Genomic DNA, 19,468 nt, shown 5'->3' on the forward strand with positions numbered 1-19,468 from the left:
ACTGGTCAGACCTCACTCAGCGAGTCAGGTTCGCGTCACTTCGAGCCATGTCACCATTTGTCCGCGTTGCCGGCACGCTCTGTGTCAGCCGTGGGTGTGACATGGAGGGATCGAGGTGGATATCCGCGATTGATCGGAATTCACGGGATCCGAATTCAACTCGCTGTGCCGCGCCGGACGCTGCGCGCTCGCACCCCACTCCGCACCGATCGGGGCAACCGGACGGACGTACGGCGGATCTCAGCCAACGCTCAGGCTCCGGGCCGTACCGTGTGCCGCATGACATCGCCGTCGCCGGCCGCGTGGTTCCGGCGTGCCCTGCCCACCCGCCGCCGCGCGACCGCCGCCGCGGTGGTCGTCGTGCTGTTGGCAGCCGCCGTGACCTGGGCGGTGTGGCCACAGGGACCGGGGGTACGCACCGAGAGCGCGATGCTCACCGTCCGCTCCGGACCGTCCGGCGACCAACCGGTGAACCTGGACACCACCTTCTACCTGCCGGCCGACGCCTCGTCCGGTCGGAAGGTGCCGGCGGTGCTGTTGGCGCACGGGTTCGGCGGCACGAAGGAGTCGGTGCGTTCCGACGCGGAGGAGTTCGCCGGGCGCGGCTACGCGGTGCTCACCTGGACCGCGCGGGGTTTCGGCCGCAGCGGCGGTGAGATCCACCTGGACAACCCGGACTACGAGGTGCGCGACGCGGAGCGGCTGCTGGACTGGCTGGCCGCTCGGCCGGAGGTGCGCACCGACGCCGCCGGTGACCCGAAGGTCGGTGTGGTCGGCGGCTCGTACGGCGGCGGACTGGCGTTGCTGCTGGCCGCCCAGGACCGTCGGGTCGACGCGATCGTGCCCATGATCACTTGGAACGACCTGTCCCGCGCGTTCCTGCCGGAAAGCACCGGCGCAGCGCCGACCGAGGGCGTGTTCAAGAAGGGCTGGGCGGGCCTCTTCTTCGGCGGGGGCGGCAACGTGGGCTCCGGCCCGGCCGGGCTCTCCGGCGGGACCGCCGCCCAGCCACAGGGCGCACCGGCGTCGGCCGGCCCACCCAGCCCCGGGCCGGGCGCCGGCCCGGGCACCGGTCCCGGGGGCGCCCCGGCCGGTGCCGCCGACCCGTCCTGCGGTCGGTTCGCGGCCGACGTGTGCGCCGCTTACCTGCGGATCGCCACCACCGGGCGCGCCGACCAGGCCGCCGTGGATCTGCTGCGACGCTCCAGCCCGGCCGGTGTGCTGGACCGGATCAAGGCACCCACCCTGCTGGTGCAGGGCGAGGCGGACACCCTCTTCCCGCTCGGCGAGGCCGACGCGAACGCGCGCGGCATCGCCGCCGCCGGCACCCCGGTACGGGTCGCCTGGTTCACCGGCGGGCACGACGGCGGCAGTGGACCCCGCTCGGACGAGGACCGGGTGAAGTTCCTGACCGTCCAGTGGCTCGACCACTACGTCAAGGGCGAGGGCGATGCGCCCGGCGACGACTTCACCTGGTCGCGGATCGCCGGCTTCGACGCGCTCGACAGGGGTCTCGTCGCCACCGGATTCCGCCGCGCCGACTACCCGGGCCTGACCGGCAACGCCCGTCGTGAGGTGACGGTCACCGGTCCGGCGCAGCCGATCGCGAACCCGCCGAACGGCAACCCGGCGGCCATCTCCTCCATCCCGTTCGCGGGCGGGCTCGCCTCGCTGTTGGACGGGGTGGCCGGCGACGTACCCGGTCAGCACGCCCGATTCGAGTCGACCCCGCTGACCGAGGCGGTCGACGTGTCCGGTGCGCCCACCGTCACAGTGCGGGCCGCGTCGCCGACCGGCGAGGCGGTGCTCTTCGTCAAGCTCTACGACGTCGACCCGGACGGCGCGGCCACCCTGCCGAACGGTCTGGTCGCCCCGATCCGGCTCACCGGCCTACCGCAGCGGGTGCAGGACTCCCGCCCGGTCACCGTGACGCTGCCCGGGATCGTCCGACGGGTGGAGGCCGGGCACCGGTTGCGGCTGGTGGTGGCCACCTCCGACCAGGCGTACACCACGCCCGCCGCGCCGACCGTCTACACGGTGGCCGCGGACGGCGCGGTCAGCCTGCCCACAGTCGACGGCGAGCCGATCCCCACGGCCGCGACGGTCTGGCGCTGGGTGCTCGCCGGCCTGCTCGCCGCCATCGTGATCGGGCTCGTCGTGGTCGTCGCCCTGGTCCGCCGCCGGCACCGCCGCCAGGACCGGTCGGTGCATCCGGAGTACGCGGACACCCCGCTGGCCGTGCGCGCACTGCGCAAGGAGTACGCGGACGGCTTCGTCGCGGTGTCGAACGTGGACTTCGAGGTGCACCCCGGTCAGGTGGTGGGTCTGCTCGGGCCGAACGGTGCCGGCAAGACCACCACCCTGCGGGTGCTGATGGGGCTGACTCAGCCGACCGCCGGGGAGATCTACGTCTTCGGCCGTCGGCTGGTGCCCGGCTCGCCGGTGCTGTCCCGGATCGGGGCGCTGGTGGAGGGGCCGGGCTTCCTGCCGCACCTGTCGGGTCTGGACAACCTGAAGGCGTACTGGCGGGCCACCGGGCGGCCGTGGGAGGACGCGCAGTTCGACGCGGCGCTGGAGATCGCCGGGCTGGGTGACTCCGTGCAGCGGAGGATCAAGAACTACAGCCACGGGATGCGCCAGCGCCTCGCCATCGCCCAGGCCATGCTCGGCCTTCCCGAACTGCTGGTGTTGGACGAGCCGACCGACGGGCTCGACCCGCCGCAGATCGCCGAGATGCGCCGGGTGCTCCAGCGGTACGCCACGGACGGCCGAGCGGTGCTGGTCTCCAGCCACCTGCTGGCCGAGGTGGAGCAGACGTGCACACACGCGGTGGTGGTGAACAAGGGCCGGATCGTGGCGTCCGGGCCGGTGGAGGAGATCGTGGGCGAGTCGCCGAGCGTGCTCTTCGACGTCACCGACCCGGTGGCCGCGCGGGCGGTGCTGGACCGGCTGCACGGGGTCCGGGTGTTGCCGGAGAGCGACGGCCAACTGGTGGTCGACACCAACGGCACGGCCCGCAGCGAGGTGGTGGCGGAGCTGGTGCGCGCCGGCATCGGGGTGGACCGGGTGGTGCCTCGGCGGCGCCTGGAGGACGCGTTCCTCGCCCTGGTGGGCGACAACTCTCGGGGAAGCGGTGACCGGTGATGGCTGTTACTGACGCGGGTGAGGCCCGCGGTTATCGGCCGTCGGCCACCATGCCGTTCGCGGCGGAGTTCCGTCGGCAGGCGTCCCGGCGGCGGACCCAGCTGGCGCTCGGGTTCATGGTGCTGCTGCCGCTGATCATCCTGATCGCGTTCCAGTTCAACTCCGGTGGCGACGACGACAACGGCAACAACGAGTTCGCCAGCCTGGTCGACCTGGCCACCTCCGGCGGACTCAACTTCACCCTGTTCTCGATCTTCGTGTCGGCGTCGTTCCTGCTGGTGGTGGTCGTCGCGCTGTTCTGCGGCGACACGGTGGCCAGCGAGGCGAGTTGGGGCAGCCTGCGGTACCTGCTGGCGATCCCGGTGCCCCGGGCGCGGTTGCTGACGGTGAAGCTGGTGGTCGCGCTCGCGTACTCGGGGTTGGCCCTGCTGCTGTTGGCCGGCACCGCGTTGCTGGCCGGCACCCTGCGCTACGGCTGGTCGCCGCTGCGCAGCACTGTCGCCGCCGAGCTGGAACCCACCGAGGGGCTGCTCCGGTTGCTGGCCGTGCTGGGCTACCTGGCGGTCGTACTCCTGGTCGTGGCCGGCCTGGCATTCCTGCTGTCGGTGATTACTGACGCCGCGTTGGGCGCTGTCGGTGGTGCGGTGCTGCTCTGGATCCTGTCCAGCATCCTGGACCAGATCACCGCCCTGGGCGCGCTGCGCGACTTCCTGCCCACCCACTTCAGCAGCGCCTGGTTGGGTCTGCTGTCGACTCCGGTGCAGACCGACGATGTGGTGCGTGGCTGCATCTCGGCGATCAGCTACGCGACGCTGTTCTGGGGGTTGGCGTTCTGGCGCTTCACCCGCAAGGACATCACGTCGTAGCGGGTCGGGTCACAGCCGGCCGTCGGGTGGGCTCACCGACGACGGCACCGCGCTCGGCGCCGGTGGCGGGGCCGGCCGGGACGGCACCGGCGTGGACGGGTCGGCCTTCTTCCAGGCGCTGACGCCGATCCGGCCGGTGTTGCCGAGGTCGATCGGCCCGTCCGGGTCGACCTCCTCGGCCGGCTGCCCGGCGGCGGGCGCCACGGTCAGGAACTCGCCGTTGGTGGCCACCACTGTCGAGTCGGTGACCAGGTTGCGCCAGAGCACCACGGCGGTGGCCCGCTCCCCGGCGGCGAGGGTGACCTCCCGGGGTGGTTGGTCGAAGCCGGAGGTGATTTCCTTGCCGCCGTTGACCACCCGCAGCATCACCGGCTCACGCTCCTCGTCGAACACGTGCAGCACCGGGTACCCGTTGAGCTGGTAGGGGCGCTCGCCGCAGTTGACCAGCTCCAGGCCGAGGGCGCGCAGGCCCATCGCGGCGTCCCCGCCGGTCGACCGGATCCGAACGCCGCTGGCCGGGCACCCTGCCGGCGGCTCGGTGCTGGCGGTCGGGCCCGCCTCCGCCCTCGCTGCGGGGGGCGTCCCGGTCGGGTCCCCGCCCTGGCCCCGATGGTCGCCAGGGGTGCAGCCGCCGAGCGTGAGAGCCATCGCGAACGCGGCGATGATGCGGCGCCGTGCTGCCGTGTCGCGGGAGACCATTCGTTGATCCTCGCCCACGTGGACGTGCCGCCGCCGCCCGGCCCCAACAGTCCGGCGCTGTATCGAGCTGCTCCTACCTGGGCCGGCTTCCCTGTGCATGGCACTGCCCCCGTCGATCATGGAGTTGTGGTGGGTGGCAAAGCACCTGGACCATGCCAAACCAGGCACCACAACTCCTTGATCGACGGGGGCGGGCTGACCCTCCTCCGCGATCTTGCACTTTCTGTCGCGACACAAGCGGGCATCTCGACCATATCGGCGACAGAGACTGCAAGATCCACGCGGGCGGGGGCGTACCCCGGACGCTCGCGGCGTGAGACTCGTGCGCAATCGCCTCCGTGGGCCGGCTGGCTGTAGTCAGAGGTCGAGCTGCACGGCCGCCCGCTTCACTGGCTGCTCGTCATCTCCGGTGCTGGGTCTGTGCCCTCCTTGTGGTGAAGTTGCTGTGTGGCGCCGCCCCCGGGCCGGGAATGCCCCTGATCCAGTTGGTCTGCGCGGCGTGCTGGTGCTGGTGCGGGTTCGGGTCCTTCGCCCGACCCGCCGCGCTGCTCGCCTGCCGGAGCCTCGCCAAGCGGCTTCGGCGGCGCGCCCGGTCAGGGGCGGTCGACGAACCTACGCCCGGGGGTCAGTCGACGAGCACGGTCGCGGCGGCGGGAACTCGCTGATGTCGTAGACGATTCAGCTCCAAAGGAGCGTCGGTGGCAGATGCCACCCGCCAACGGTGCCGTGCCGCCGGCCGACCGGCTGGTGCGGCCACGCGGACCGCAGCCGACGGGCGAGGGCGGGACGGTGTCAGGCCGGCGGGCGCTGGGTGAGGACCGCGTCCAGGAGGCCGGGGTAGAGCTTGTCCAGCTCGTCCCGGCGGAGCCGGACCAGTCGGCTGGTGCCGGCGGCCCGGGTCCGGGTCAGGCCCGCCTCGCGCAGCACCTTCAGGTGGTGGCTGCGGGTCGCCTTGGAGACGCCGAAGTCGAAGCTGCCGCAGGCGGACTCGCCGCCCTCGGCGAGCGCCCGGACGATCTGTAGCCGCACGTCGTCGGCGAGTGCGGCCAACACGCTGGTGACCGGTACGGCGGTCAGGTCGGGCTCGTGCGGCTCCATGTGACCAGTGTAACCATTGTTCGACAATAATCGAACAACACCCTATGGTCGGTGTCGTTGGTTCGACGATACTCGAACATTGGAGTTGCCGATGCGATCCCGCGCCACCGCGTACCCACTGGTCGCCGTGCTCGGCTGGGGCGTCATGTTCCCGATCCTGGCCAGCGCGCTCAACCGGGTCGACCCGCTCAACCTGACCACCGCGCGCTACCTGCTGGCCGCCGTCGTCCTGGTCGCCATCCTGCTGCTCCGGGAGGGTGCCGGCGCGCTGCGGCACGGTGGCCGGGCGCTGGAGGTGGTGGTGCTCGGAGTGGTCGGCTTCGCGGGCTTCAACCTGCTCACCAACCTGGCGCTCGAACACGCCGCCCCACAGCAGATCTCCCTCTTCGTGGCCACCACTCCGGTGATCACCCAGCTCGTTCGCTGGGCCCGCGACGGCGTACGCCCGAAGCCGCTCCTGCTGGCCCTCTCCCTGGTGGCGCTCCTCGGAGTCGGCCTGGTGATCACGCGCGGGAGCCTGGCCGGGCTCGGCCAGTTCGGACTCGGCGGGCTGATGATGGTCGGCGCGGTGCTGGGCTGGGGCATCTACACCCACGGTGCCAGCCGGTTCGGCGAGTGGTCCCCGCTGCGCTTCACCACACTGACAGCGCTCGCCGGCACGGCCGCCATGCTCGCCCTGAGCATCGGCGCCGACGCCGTCGGCTGGCAGCACGCGCCGGCCGCCGCCGACCTCGTGGCGGTCGCGCCGCAGCTGGCGTACGCCGTCCTGGTGGGTGCCGTGATCGCGGTCCTGGCCTGGAACACCGGCGTGCAACGACTCGGCGCCGCCAACGCCGCGCTGTTCATGAACCTCGTCCCGGTGACCACCTTCGCGGTGCAGATCGCCCGCGGCTACCGGCCGGAGCCCGTCGAACTGGTCGGGGCTGCCATCACGATCGCCGCCCTGATCGCCGCGAACCTCGCCGCCCGGCCCCGGACCGCGTCGCTGCCCCTGCCGAGCGCGGTGACGGACCCGGTCGCGGTGACCGACCCCGTGGCGGTGAGTGCCCGCTGACCCACTCTCTGGGATCTGCGGTAGCAGCGGCCGACAGCGTTGTCCTAGACTCGACGGCACAACTGAATACCTCATCCAGAGGGGCTGAGGGATACGGCCCGACGACGCCCCGGCAACCACCCCGCGCGCTCACCGCTGAGCGACCCGCGGGGCAGGTGCCAATTCCGTCCCCGCCGCACCGTGCGATGCGGGGAAAGATGAGAGGACTCTCGACATGACGTCGACGCTCGTCACCTCCGGCATCGACACCTCTGCCAGCCCCGCCCGCGCCCTGGTCTGCCGTGCCTGCTCGGCCCGCTACCCGCTCGCCGCCCAGCACGCCTGTTACGAGTGTTTCGGCCCCCTGGAAGTCGACTACGACACCGCCGCGCTGGCCACCGTCACCCGCGAGCAGATCGAGGCCGGCCCGAACAACATCTGGCGGTACGCCGCCCTGCTCCCCGCCGGTCAGGACCCGGCCAGCCGGGTCACCCTCGACCCGGGGCTGACTCCACTGGTGGCGGCCCCGCACCTCGCCGCCGAGCTGGGCATCACCGCGCCGCTCTGGGTCAAGGACGACAGCGCCAACCCCACCCACTCGTTCAAGGACCGGGTCGTCTCGGTGGCGCTCACCGCCGCCAGGGCGCTCGGCTTCACCCGGTTCGCCTGCGCGTCGACCGGCAACCTGGCCAACTCGGTGGCCGCCCACGCCGCCCGCGCCGGGGTGCCCTCGGTGGTCTTCATCCCCAGCGACCTGGAGCAGGGCAAGGTCATCACCACCGCCGTCTACGGCGGTGAGCTGGTCGCCATCGACGGCTCGTACGACGACGTCAACCGGCTCTGCGGCGAGCTGGTGGAGACCGACGAATTCGAGGACACCGCTTTCGTCAACGTGAACGTCCGGCCGTACTACGCGGAGGGCTCCAAGACCCTCGGCTACGAGGTGGCCGAGCAACTCGGCTGGCGGATCCCGGCCCAGGTGGTCATCCCGATGGCCAGTGGCGAGCTGCTCACCAAGATTGACAAGGCGTTCTCCGAGCTGGTGGAGATCGGCCTGGTCGAGGCGCCGGCCGGCGGCTGGAAGGTCTTCGGTGCGCAGTCCGCCGGCTGCAACCCGATCGCCACCGCGCTGCACGCCGAGACCGACACGATCATCCCGGTCAAGCCGACCGGGATCGCCAAGTCGCTCAACATCGGCGACCCGGCGGCCGGCCTGTACGCCCTGGAGGCGGTCCGCCGCACCGGCGGCTGGATGGAGTACGTCGACGACGACGAGATCCGTGCGGGCATCCGCGACCTGGCCCGCACCACAGGGGTCTTCGCCGAGACCGCGGGCGGGGTGACAGTGGCGGTGCTGCGCAAGCTTGTCGAGTCCGGCCGGCTCGACCCGACCGCCGAGACCGTCGTGTTCAACACCGGCGAGGGCCTGAAGACCATCGATGCGGTGGCCGGTCAGGTTGGTCCGACCCACCACATCAAGCCCTCGCTGCGCGCCGCCCGCGACGCCGGCCTCCTCGGCTGACCCCGGGGGGTCGAGTCGATCAGCGGGTAACTGGGTTTTCGCTGTGAGTGTGGAAAACCCGCCGCTACGGACTTGACGGCAGGAACCGGACGGCGCAAGATGCTCCGTGCGGGAGGGCATTTCGCCGAAGACTTTTGAAGTTCTTGCGACCCAACGCCGGAGGCGTTGTGCGAGTGTCCCTCCCGACCACGTTCGATCAGGCCAGCGATTAATTCGCTGGCCTGATCGCTTTTCCGGGGTGCACCCTCAGCGGCATGAGCATCACGATCGCGCCGTTCGACGGCGCCGACCGGACGTCGGTCGACGAGGCGTACCGGATCGGGGCGGCGACCAACGACGCCGATCTGTCGGACTTCCCGCCCTTCTGCCGCCGCCGCTTCGACGCGCTGTTCCACACCCCGATGCCCGGCACCCGGTCGCTCTGGGCGCTGGCCCGACTTGACGGCGTACCGGCCGGCTACCTCCAACTGGACCTGCCGCAGCTCGACAACACCGACAACGCCACCGCCGAACTGCTGGTGCATCCCGAACTGCGGCGCCGAGGGGTGGGTCGGGCCCTGCACGAGTACGGGCTGCGCCTGCTCCGCGAGCACGGCCGAAAGCGGGTCGTGGCGATGGCCGTCTCCGCGCTGCCCGGCGGGCCGGCCCGAAGCGTGGCGGGCGACGCGTTCGCCGCCGCGACCGGAGCCCAGCCCGCCCTCACCGAGGTGCGTCGCCGACTCCACGTCGGCGAGATCGACCGGATCGCCCTGCGGGCGGCGCTCGCCGAGGCCGGACCGCGAGCCGAGGGCTACCACTCGGTCTGCTGGCAGGGGACGACCCCACCGGAGTACGTCGCCGACATCGCCTACCTCGACGGCCGGCTGTTGATGGACGCCCCCATGGGCGACGTGCAGTGGGAGCCGGAGCAGGTGGACGCCGAGCGCATCCGCGGCAACGAACGGGCACTCGACGCGCGGGGCCGGCGGCGCTACCACCTCGGGATGCGGCACGAGGCGTCCGGCCGGCTGGTCGCCTGGACGCTGCTGGACGTGGGCGCCTCCGCCGACTGGCACGCGTTCCAGCAGATCACCATCGTCGACCCGGACCACCGTGGGCATCGGCTCGGCCTCATCGCCAAGGCGGAGAACCTGCACCATCTGCTCACCCACGAACCAGCGGTACAGGTGATCGACACCTTCAACGCCTCCAGCAACAGCTACATGGTGGCGATCAACGAGCAGCTCGGCTTCCGCCCGGTGGACTCCTGGACCGACTGGCAGCTCACCCTCTGAGCCGACCGTTCACTCGGCCGTCCGTTCCAGGCGCTCGACCAGCTCGCCGATCGCGGCGTGGAAGTCGTCGTCGGGAGTGAACCGGTGGCCCTGCACCGGTGGGGGCACGGTGTCGGTCGGTGGGATGAGCAGTCCCTTCGGATCCCGTACCCGACGGTCGACCCGGGCGGCCGGGTCGTCGGGTCCGTCGACGGACGGGACGAACACCGGTCCGCCCACCGCGTCGGTGTACCGCCACAGGTTGATCCACCGCCAGGCCAACCGGCCGCCGACCTCGCGCACCATTTCGTCGCTGACGTACGCCGGGAAGATCCGCCGGTAGCGGTTTCCGAGCGGGGAGCCGTAGGTGAGCAGGGCCACCCGCCGGCGGCAGTGCTCGGGCAGTTGGAGGACCGTCGCCGCCGCGAGCACGCTGCCGTGACTCTGCCCGGACAACACCACAGCGTTCCCGTCGGCGGTGAGCTGCCCGATCCGGCGGGTCAGCTCCGGGACCGCCCGTTCGACGTAGCACGGCGGGGCGAGTGGATGCGCGGCACGCGGCCAGAAGGTGGCCAGCTCCCAGAGCACCCCGACCAGCCGGATCGCGCCGGACCGGTAGGCGACCAGCCCCAGCACGGCGAGGATCGCGGCGAACAGCCCGACCAGCAGAGCGCCCAGGTCGGTCACGAAGATCACCGGACGGGCCAGCGGTTCGCCGCCCAGCTGCAGAGCGAGCGCACCCGGGCCGGGACCGACCAGCGAGAGCCCGGCCGCCGCGAGGGTGAGCAGTGCCAACACCACGTACGCCGTGGCCAGCAGCCCTCCGAGCCGATCCGTCAGCCGGGCGCGGACGATCGCGTCGCGGACGGCCCGAGCCCGCTCGGGGGCCGCCCGGGAGGCTTCCGGATAGTCCCGTCGCACCAGTTCCTCGGCCTCCCGGCGGCGACGATCCCGGCCGATCCGGGGTACGAGCAGTGCCGTCACGAGCACCACGAGCACGGCGAGGGAGAAGCCGAGGGTGGCCCAGCGGAAGGCGATCGGCGGCGACAACGGTGGCGCCCCGGGCGGCAGCGGCCGTGCGGGCGTCGGGCTGGAACCACGGTCCAGATACTCGGCGAGCCCGTAGGTCAGGCCCGAGTCGTAGGCGACGCCCAGCCCGATCGCGACGGTTGTCAGCACCGGCGCACCCAGCCCGGCCAGCAGGAAGAGGGGTCGGGGAAGGGAACGGCGCTGCACCACGACCACCAGGCCGAGCATCGCGAGCAGCACCACCTGCCCGGCGAACAGTCCGGCGGCCACCGTCCCGTACCCGGGCAAGGTTCCCTGGGCCGTCCACGGCGGCCGTGGCGCCAACGCGTAGCCCAGGGTCAGTACGGTGAGCGCGATGGCCGCCCAGCGGATGGTCCGCGAGCTCCACTGGTCCCGCTCTCCGCGCCGCTCTATCGCCGGCCGGCAGAGCAGCACCAGCGCGGCGGCGAGCAGCGCCACGTCCGCGGCCAGCAGCAGCCAGCCGGGCACTGTGGCGTCGTGCGGTGCCAGAGCCAGCAGCAGAGTGATGTTGAGCGTGCCCAGCGCCACCGCGACGTGAACCGAGCGCAGGCGGCGCAGCAGCGAGCGAGTGTCCCAGAAAGCGGGCGCGTCGAGCCGGTCCGCACCGACACCGGGCGACGGGTCGCTGTCCTCGGGAAGTTGCCAGGTCCGGGCACCGAGGCGCCAGATCAGGACGATCGCGATGATCGGCGGTACGGCCAGCAGCGCGAGCCGCTGCCCGGGTGGCACGCCGCCCAGCCAGGAGATCTCCCGCCGCCCCTCCAGACACCTCGGGTAGGCAGCGCACTGCCAGGCGATCAGGTCGACTGACACCCCGACGGCGGAGAGGACGTACATCGAGGTCATCGTCGCGGCGAGCAGTCGGCACAGCGCCCGCGCGGCCTGGCCGCCGCGACCGGTGACCGGAAGCATCCAGACGGCGATGTTGCTGAGCATGAACGGTAGGAGCAGGACCAGGGAGAACGTCCGGGTGGCGGTGCCGCCGGTCAGCCGGCTCCAGCGGTACGCCTCAAGCGTCACCCCGTCGCGGTCCGTAGGGGCACCGTAGCCGGGCCGCGGCCGGTAGAAGCCGGCGTTGTCGTCTCCGGCGACCCGCGCGACGATCGGTCGGTCGAGGATCGCCTCGGGTCCCTTGTCGGCGACCCCGTGCACCCGGATCTCGGTGATCCTCACCCGCCGCCCTCCCTGGCCGAAGGCCTGCGGTTACCCGCTGCCGCCGTGCGCAACCCCGCGGCCATCGGCGCTTCTGCTCCGGAACCCGACTGCGGCATGAGCCGCTGTCGGGCATTCGCGCTACTGCTCACGGACCGGGCTCAGGCATGATGGCGGGCATGACGGAGACCCCGCATCCCCTGTACGACAGGCACGCCGACACCCTCAACCGTGCGCTGACCGCGATCACGGAGCGGGGCTACTGGTCCGCCTATCCCGAATCCCCCAGCCCCCGGGTGTACGGCGAGACCGCCGCCGCCGACGGTAAGTCCGCCTTCGAGGCGTACCTCGGTGGTGACTTTCCGCTCGACCAGCCCGGCAGCGGCGACCGGGTCGCCACCGAGACGAGCCCGTTCGGGGTGGAGTTGGCGGTGCGGTACCCGCACGCCGGCCCCGGCGAGCTGATCAGCGCCGCCTCCGCCGCGCTGCCGGCGTGGCGCGACGCCGGCCCGCAGGCCCGGGTCGGCGTCTGCCTGGAGATCCTCGACCGGCTGCACAAGCACATCTTCGAGCTGGCCAACGCGGTGCAGTTCACCAGCGGTCAGGCGTTTGTGATGGCCTTCCAGGCCGGTGGCGCGCACGCGCTGGACCGGGCGCTGGAAGCGCTGGCGTACGCGTACGCCGAGATGACCCGGCACCCGGGCACGGCGGGCTGGGAGAAGGCCGCCGGCAAGGGTGACCCGCTGCGGATGACCAAGACGTTCCACGTGGTGCCGCGTGGGGTGGCGCTGGTGATCGGCTGCAACACCTTCCCGACCTGGAACTCGTACCCCGGCCTGTTCGCCTCGCTGGTCACCGGCAACCCGGTGATCGTCAAGCCGCACCCGCGCGCGGTGCTGCCGCTGGCCATCACCGTGAAGTACGCCCGGGAGGTGCTCGCCGAGGCCGGGTTCGACCCGAACCTGATCATGCTGGCGGCCGAGGCGCCCGGCGAGAAGCTCGCCAGCGACCTGGCCCTGCACCGCTCCGTCAAGATCGTCGACTTCACCGGCTCCACCGAGTACGGCGACTGGCTGGAGACGCACGCCCGGCAGGCATCGGTCTACACCGAGAAGGCCGGCCTCAACACCGTCGTCATCGACTCCACCGACGACTTCACCGGCATGTGCCGCAACCTCGGTTTCACGCTGACCCTCTACAGCGGGCAGATGTGCACCACCTCGCAGAACATCCTCATCCCGGCCGGAGGCATCGAGACCGACCAGGGGCACAAGAGCTTCGACGAGGTGGCCGGCGGAATCGCCGCCGCCGTCGGCAAGCTCACCGCGGACCCGGCCCGAGGTGTGGAGCTGACCGGCGCCATCGTCAACGACGGGGTGCTGGAGCGGCTGGCCGAGGTGACCAAGGTCGGCGAGCCGGTGCTGGAGTCGCGGACCGTCGCCCACCCGTCGTACGCCGACGCCGTGGTGCGTACCCCGACGATCGTCAAGCTGACCGCTGACGACACGGAGACGTACGGCCGGGAATGGTTCGGGCCGATCTCGTTCGCCATCGCGACCGACTCCACAGCGCACAGCCTGGAACTGCTGCGCCGGACGGTCGGCGAGAAGGGCGCGCTCACCGCCGGGGTCTACTCGACCGACGAGACCGTGCTGGACGCGACCGAGGCGGTGGCGGTCGAGGTAGGGGTGCACCTGTCCTGCAACCTCACCGGCGGTGTCTTCGTCAACCAGTCGGCGGCGTTCTCCGACTTCCACGGCAGCGGGGCCAACGCGGCGGCCAACTCGGCCCTGACGGACGGGGCGTACGTGGCCAACCGGTTCCGGATCGTGCAGTCGCGGCGTCATGTTTGATCTTTAGTTGCGGTGGGGGTTTCCGGGGCAGCCCGACCCACTCCGGGCGGTCAGGCTTGATCCCTGCGTGGGTCGGGCTGCCCCGGAAACCCTGCCGTGGGCACGGTTTCTCGGACGCTTCCGCTTTTTGAGGGGCATCAGACTGGTTCTGCCTTGGGATGAGTTCTCTTGGTTTAGGCGGTTCGGCGCATCTGTAGTTCGGTGAGGGCTGGGATGGTGGGGTGGGGGACCCGTACGCCGGTGTCCTTGAAGCCCAGGCGCTGGTAGGCGCGGTAGGCGCGGTCGTTGCCGACCACCACTTCCAGCAGCAGCTCCGGTCGGCCGCAGGCTCGGGACCAGGCGGCCACCCCGTCGATCAGTTCGCCGAGCAGCCCACTGCCGCGCCAGGTCGGCGTGACGTACACGGCGTAGATCACGGTCAGGCCGGGTTCGTTCGGGGCGGTGGTGCCACCGGCGTGGCCGACCAGCCGGCCGCCCGGGTCGGCGATGAACTGCGCGTTGCTGGAACCGGCCGAGGTGTACGCGACGCGGGCGGCGTACTCGTTGTGCGGTCGGGCCGCCGCGTCCGCAAGGGTCTCCAGAAAGGCCAACGGCGCGTCGGCCAGCATCTCCAGGCGCAGCGCCCGGGCCCGGGCGGCGTCCTCCGGTCGGACCCGGCGGATCTCCGCGAGCCGCAGGGCCGGCGAGCCCATGTCGGTGGTCATGCCCGCATGCCTACCACAGCGGATTTTCGTGGGCTGCGCCCGATAGCCGTCACCGCCGGGGGCGCCTCGGGGCCCTTCGCCCATTCGCAATGACGCGCGCGAATCCGGTGGATCGGGAATCCGACCGGTCAGTGCGGCTGCTTTGCCCCCGAAGTGTGTCTGATTTGTGGCAGTGCGCGGCCGTCAGTGCTCGTGTAACGTGCGATTTCGGTCACCTGATTCAATGGCGGTCATCGATCGCTGAGTCGGTGGTCGGGGCACCCGGCCGCGCCGTGCGCCGGGTCAGGCAAGACCGCGCAGAGTGAGGGAAGTGCACCGTGGCACAGGGCACCGTGAAGTGGTTCAACGCCGAGAAGGGCTACGGCTTCATCGCCGTCGACGGCGGTCAGGACGTGTTCGTCCACTTCTCCGCCATCGAGATGGACGGTTACAAGGCGCTGGACGACGGTCAGCGGGTCGAGTTCGAGGTCGCCCAGGGCCAGAAGGGCCCACAAGCGGAGCACGTACGCGTCATCGGCTGAACTTCCTGGCCGATTGCCCCGTGAGTCGGGGCTGCGGCAGGGGCCCGCAGCCGGGAAGATCGTGAACCGTTCCAGCCCAAGCTGAGGAGCGTTCATGACCGACCAGCCACCCCCGCCCACTCCGTCCCCCGGGTCGGGGGAGCCGGACCCGTCCTCGCCCGCCGGCAGCCCTGGCCACTCCGGTCCGCCGCCCGGCTGGGGGCCGGGCATGCCTCCGGCCGGCCACTCCGGTCCGCCGCCCGGCTGGGGGCCGGGCATGCCTCCGGTCGGCCAGGCCGGTCCACCGCCCGGCTGGGATCCCGCGCAGGGTGCCTGGGGTGCGGCCCCGCCGCCGCAGGGCTGGGTGTTCCCGCCCACCGGGGGTTACCCGCCCGGGTCGGGTCCCTACGGCGGGCAGCAGTGGTATCCGGGGGCGCCGGTTGGCTGGTACCCGCCGGGTTACGGGTTCGACCCGAACGACGCCCTGGTCACGCCGCCCGGTGCCGGCATCGGCGGTTGGTTCAACAGGTGCGGGGGAGCGCTGCGTCGGGGCTGGCGGCAGTTGGTGCCGATCATGCTGCTCACCCAGGTGCTGCCGGCGGCGGTGCTCTCGGTGATCGCCCTCGGGGTGGACCCGTCGGCGAAGTGGGCCGCCCAGGCCGATGGTGCTCCTGGCGCCGCGCTGCCGGACAACTTCGCCGCCGAGTTGGGGAGCCTCCTCCTCGTGCTGGTCGGCGGCAGCCTGTTGGTGGGCGTGGTGCAGGCCGTCGGGTGGGCCTCGGGCAGCTGGGTGATCACCCGCCAGGCCGCCGGCCAGCCGGTCAGCCTGGAGTCGGCGCTGCGCTACGGCCTTCGTCGGGCGCTCGGGCTGTGGGGCTGGACCCTGTTGGTCAGTCTGCTCATCGGCGTCGGTGTCTGTTTTTGCGTGCTGCCGGGCATCTACCTGGCCTTCGCGCTGAGCATGGCCGGCCCGGTCTATCTCTTCGAACGCCACAACCCGATCGGTCGTTCGTTCCGGATGTTCCACGACCGGCTCGGCCTGCTACTCGGGCGGGTCGCCCTGGTCGCCCTGGCGGTGATCATCGTGAGTGTGGTCTCCAGCTCCCTGGAGGGGGTGGGCACCTCCGCCTTCGGTACGGATCCGTTCGCGTCGCCGGGTAACGCGGCCGGAGTGGTGGTCGTGATCGGGATCACCGCCGTGCTGGCCCTGCCGGCCCACCTCGCCCAGATGATCGGTCTGCTGGTGACGTACGCCGAGCAGCGCGCCCATGAGGCGCCGGTGAACAGCCCTGGACTGGCTGCGGAACTCGGCTGAGCGGCGGCATCGTGCTTGCACTCGGCAGGGGAGAGTGCTAAACAAGTCATTGGCACTCGCATACCGTGAGTGCCAATGGTCGGGACGGTGGGGCCAGGTTGCACCGGCGTGGAGACGCCGGGGCGACACATGGCCGGTCGTCGCGGGCTATCCGGCCCGGCCGAAGGACGTCGTCGTCGCCAGGTGGCGACGTCCCAAGGTGCGTACACCAGGCGGCCCATCCGGGGCACACATCTCGGGTGGCCCGTGAGTGTCCAGGAGGACAACGCCGTATGGCCAAGATGATCGCGTTCGACGAAGAGGCGCGCCGCGGCCTCGAGCGGGGCATGAACCAGCTCGCCGACGCCGTAAAGGTGACCCTCGGCCCCAAGGGCCGCAACGTCGTGCTCGAGAAGAAGTGGGGTGCCCCCACCATCACCAACGATGGTGTGAGCATCGCCAAGGAGATCGAGCTCGAGGACCCGTACGAGAAGATCGGCGCTGAGCTGGTCAAGGAGGTCGCCAAGAAGACCGACGACGTTGCCGGTGACGGCACGACGACGGCGACCGTCCTGGCCCAGGCCCTGGTTCGCGAGGGCCTGCGCAACGTGGCCGCTGGCGCCAACCCGATGGCCCTGAAGCGGGGCATCGAGGCTGCTGTCGCGAGCGTCTCGGAGGAGCTGTCCAAGCTCGCCAAGGACGTCGAGACCAAGGAGCAGATCGCCTCCACCGCCTCCATCTCCGCTGGCGACAGCACCGTCGGCGAGATCATCGCCGAGGCGATGGACAAGGTCGGCAAGGAAGGCGTCATCACCGTCGAGGAGAGCAACACCTTCGGGCTGGAGCTGGAGCTCACCGAGGGTATGCGCTTCGACAAGGGCTACATCTCGGCCTACTTCATGACCGACCCGGAGCGTATGGAGGCCGTCTTCGACGACCCGTACATCCTGATCGCCAACAGCAAGATCTCGTCGGTGAAGGACCTGCTCCCGATCCTGGAGAAGGTCATGCAGTCGGGCAAGCCGCTGCTGATCATCGCCGAGGACCTGGAGGGCGAGGCCCTCGCCACCCTGGTGGTCAACAAGGTCCGTGGCACCTTCAAGTCGGTCGCCGTCAAGGCGCCGGGCTTCGGTGACCGCCGCAAGGCCATGCTGACCGACATCGCCATCCTCGCCGGTGGCCAGGTCATCAGCGAGGAGGTCGGCCTCAAGCTCGACGCCGCCAGCCTCGACATGCTGGGCCGCGCCCGCAAGGTCGTGGTGACCAAGGACGAGACCACCATCGTCGACGGTGCCGGTGACGCCGAGCAGATCCAGGGCCGGGTCAACCAGATCCGGGCCGAGATCGACAAGAGCGACTCCGACTACGACCGGGAGAAGCTGCAGGAGCGGCTGGCCAAGCTGGCCGGCGGCGTTGCGGTGATCAAGGTCGGCGCGGCCACCGAGGTCGAGCTCAAGGAGCGCAAGCACCGCATCGAGGACGCCGTTCGCAACGCGAAGGCGGCCGTCGAGGAGGGCATCGTCCCGGGTGGTGGCGTCGCGCTGGTTCAGGCCGGCAAGACCGCCTTCGACAAGCTCGACCTGGTCGGCGACGAGGCGACCGGTGCGAACATCGTCAAGGTCGCGCTGGACGCCCCGCTGCGGCAGATCGCCGTCAACGCCGGCCTTGAGGGCGGCGTCGTGGTGGAGAAGGTCCGTAACCTCGAAGCGGGTCACGGTCTCAACGCCGCCAACGGCGAGTACGTCGACCTGCTGGCCGCGGGCATCATCGACCCGGCCAAGGTGACGCGCTCGGCGCTGCAGAACGCCGCTTCCATCGCGGCGCTCTTCCTCACCACCGAGGCTGTTGTCGCGGACAAGCCGGAGAAGACCCCGGCTGCCCCGGCTGGCCCGGGTGGCGGGGACATGGACTTCTGAGTCCAGTTCTTACCCCGAACGGGGCGGGCCGCTGACGCGGTCCGCCCCGTTCGTCGTCAGGTCGGTAGTGGGCGCTGGTTGCGCCGTTTCTGTGCCCGGTTGTACGGCGGAGGCAGTGTGATCGGCGCGTCCACCATCTCCTGCGGTTCCTCGGCCACCGAAGGCTCGCCGTCGGTGCTCATCTCGGCCAGTTGCTCGGCGTCGCCGTAGTCGAGCCTGTCGAACGGCAGTTGTCCGGGGAGTTCACCCACCGGTTTCCAGGTGATCGGCGGGCCGTCCTCGGTCTGGTTGTCATCCGTGGTCATGGCTGCCTCCTCTACCAAAACGGTAGGGGGCGGCGATAGCCGATGCGGGCGAATGGATCTATGTCCTGTTTGTCCCGGTTACGCCGTCGGTAGGCTTCGCCGGTACAGGAAGAAGACCCGCTCGATCCGCGCTCCCGCGCTGCCCGAATAGAACGGCACCGGCCCCACCCAGCCAATCTGGGCCCGGTCCAGCCCCGCCGCCCGCTGGTCCCGCAGGCAACGCCGCAGCAGCACCCCACCGATGCCCGACCCCTCCGCGGCCGGCGCGGTGCCCATCGGCCCGAACCAACTCGGCCGGGACGACCCGTACGCGGCGAAGCCGAGCACCTCGCCGTCCCGCTCCGCCAGGTGACAACCGGCGTCGGCGCGCCCCACCGACCCGGCCAACTCGCCGTCCCACGAGCCGCCGAAGGTGGACCTGGCGAACGCCGTCAACGCCGGCAGGTCCGCAGGCTCCGCCCGGCGTACTGTGACGCCCTGGTCGGCCAGCCGCCGCTCCGCCGCCTCGGTGGACCGCAGTGCCGGCGACCCGTCGTACGACAGGTCGGCCGTCATGTTCCAGGCGGTCCGGTCCTGCTGGTAGCCGAGCGCGAGGGCGGCGCAGACCGCCGACGTGTAGCGGACGTCGATGCCCGGCCACGCGTAGTACGGCGGGTTTCCGGCCAGCAGCACCTCGATCGCCCCGCGCTCGCCGAGCACCCGCTCGGCCCGCTGGAGCAGCGCCCGGCCGACGCCCCGACGCCGCTGATCCGCACGGACCGCGACCAGATCCACGTGCCCGATCCCCGACTCGGTGGACGACACCGAACAGATCAGCACCCCGACCAGGTCCGCACCCCGGTACGCGCCCAGCCCGACCACCGTCCGGTCGGCGGCGGCCCGGGTCCAGAGCACGTCCACGATGGAAGACGCCTCGGCGGCGTCCTCGGGCAGGTCGAGAGCCTGCTGACAGAGCTGTACGACGCTGGGGGCCAGGTCGGCGGTCAGCTCGGTGACGGTGATCTCGGCGTCCATGGTCGCCGACCCTAGATCACCGGGTGGAGAGGCGCATCCTCGGCTCAGCGCTTCAGGAAGGAAAC

15 protein-coding genes and 1 riboswitch are annotated in these 19,468 nt (G+C 71.2%); of the genes, 9 read left to right on the forward strand and 6 right to left on the reverse strand.

The features are described 5' to 3' along the window. The first annotated feature begins 279 nt into the window (after positions 1–279). A complete protein-coding gene (locus OH804_RS30295) occupies positions 280–3,144 on the forward strand; it encodes an alpha/beta fold hydrolase (RefSeq protein ID WP_406061034.1) in 2,865 nt (954 codons plus the stop codon). After that, on the forward strand, positions 3,144–4,010 hold the full coding sequence (locus OH804_RS30300) for an ABC transporter permease (protein WP_406061036.1): 867 nt from the start codon (positions 3,144–3,146) through the stop codon (positions 4,008–4,010). Before OH804_RS30295 ends, OH804_RS30300 begins: the two co-directional genes overlap by 1 nt. A 9-nt stretch (positions 4,011–4,019) precedes the next feature. Here OH804_RS30300 and OH804_RS30305 read toward each other — a convergent pair whose 3' ends face one another. Beyond that, entirely contained in the window at positions 4,020–4,709 is a 690-nt protein-coding gene (locus OH804_RS30305) for a DUF4232 domain-containing protein (protein ID WP_406061038.1), read from the reverse strand. A 792-nt stretch (positions 4,710–5,501) separates the two neighbouring features. Then, entirely contained in the window at positions 5,502–5,807 is a 306-nt protein-coding gene (locus OH804_RS30310) for a helix-turn-helix transcriptional regulator (RefSeq protein WP_112601087.1), read from the reverse strand. A 91-nt stretch (positions 5,808–5,898) separates the two neighbouring features. On the opposite strand from OH804_RS30310, the gene OH804_RS30315 reads away from it, so the two are divergent. From OH804_RS30315 to OH804_RS30325, 3 genes are all read left to right on the forward strand, one after another. Beyond that, positions 5,899–6,861 carry a DMT family transporter gene (locus OH804_RS30315; protein WP_406061041.1) on the forward strand — a complete coding sequence of 321 codons (963 nt, stop codon included), beginning with the start codon at positions 5,899–5,901 and terminating at the stop codon, positions 6,859–6,861. 68 nt (positions 6,862–6,929) lie between these two features. Next, a riboswitch (SAM riboswitch) is annotated at positions 6,930–7,065 on the forward strand. Positions 7,066–7,075: 10 nt separating this feature from the next. Further along, entirely contained in the window at positions 7,076–8,362 is a 1,287-nt protein-coding gene (gene thrC / locus OH804_RS30320; protein ID WP_196920007.1) for a threonine synthase, read from the forward strand. 254 nt (positions 8,363–8,616) lie between these two features. After that, positions 8,617–9,636, forward strand: a complete 1,020-nt coding sequence (locus tag OH804_RS30325; RefSeq protein ID WP_406061043.1) for a GNAT family N-acetyltransferase — start codon at positions 8,617–8,619, stop codon at positions 9,634–9,636. Positions 9,637–9,645: 9 nt separating this feature from the next. On the opposite strand, the gene OH804_RS30330 is transcribed toward OH804_RS30325, so the two are convergent. After that, a complete protein-coding gene (locus OH804_RS30330; RefSeq protein WP_406061046.1) occupies positions 9,646–11,838 on the reverse strand; it encodes a hypothetical protein in 2,193 nt (730 codons plus the stop codon). A 158-nt stretch (positions 11,839–11,996) separates the two neighbouring features. On the opposite strand from OH804_RS30330, the gene paaN reads away from it, so the two are divergent. After that, positions 11,997–13,670, forward strand: a complete 1,674-nt coding sequence (gene paaN, locus OH804_RS30335) for a phenylacetic acid degradation protein PaaN (RefSeq protein ID WP_406061048.1) — start codon at positions 11,997–11,999, stop codon at positions 13,668–13,670. Between the two features lie 173 nt (positions 13,671–13,843). Here the strand turns inward: paaN and OH804_RS30340 are convergent, their stop codons facing one another. Continuing rightward, positions 13,844–14,374, reverse strand: a complete 531-nt coding sequence (locus OH804_RS30340; RefSeq protein WP_406061050.1) for a GNAT family N-acetyltransferase — start codon at positions 14,372–14,374, stop codon at positions 13,844–13,846. A 317-nt stretch (positions 14,375–14,691) separates the two neighbouring features. On the opposite strand from OH804_RS30340, the gene OH804_RS30345 reads away from it, so the two are divergent. The 3 genes from OH804_RS30345 (at position 14,692) to groL (ending at position 18,084) form a co-directional block, all read left to right on the forward strand. Next, positions 14,692–14,895, forward strand: a complete 204-nt coding sequence (locus OH804_RS30345) for a cold-shock protein (RefSeq protein ID WP_196920002.1) — start codon at positions 14,692–14,694, stop codon at positions 14,893–14,895. 94 nt (positions 14,896–14,989) lie between these two features. Next, a complete protein-coding gene (locus OH804_RS30350; protein WP_406061053.1) occupies positions 14,990–16,189 on the forward strand; it encodes a hypothetical protein in 1,200 nt (399 codons plus the stop codon). A gap of 272 nt (positions 16,190–16,461) precedes the next feature. Beyond that, positions 16,462–18,084 carry a chaperonin GroEL gene (gene groL, locus OH804_RS30355; RefSeq protein WP_030490078.1) on the forward strand — a complete coding sequence of 541 codons (1,623 nt, stop codon included), beginning with the start codon at positions 16,462–16,464 and terminating at the stop codon, positions 18,082–18,084. A 56-nt stretch (positions 18,085–18,140) separates the two neighbouring features. On the opposite strand, the gene OH804_RS30360 is transcribed toward groL, so the two are convergent. Both OH804_RS30360 and OH804_RS30365 read right to left on the reverse strand, forming a co-directional pair. Further along, on the reverse strand, positions 18,141–18,389 hold the full coding sequence (locus OH804_RS30360; RefSeq protein WP_196920000.1) for a hypothetical protein: 249 nt from the start codon (positions 18,387–18,389) through the stop codon (positions 18,141–18,143). Between the two features lie 78 nt (positions 18,390–18,467). After that, positions 18,468–19,403 carry a GNAT family N-acetyltransferase gene (locus OH804_RS30365; RefSeq protein ID WP_406061056.1) on the reverse strand — a complete coding sequence of 312 codons (936 nt, stop codon included), beginning with the start codon at positions 19,401–19,403 and terminating at the stop codon, positions 18,468–18,470. Between the last annotated feature and the right edge of the window lie 65 nt (positions 19,404–19,468).

This window comes from Micromonospora sp. NBC_00860 (assembly GCF_045207375.1).
Lineage (GTDB): Bacteria > Actinomycetota > Actinomycetes > Mycobacteriales > Micromonosporaceae > Micromonospora > Micromonospora vinacea.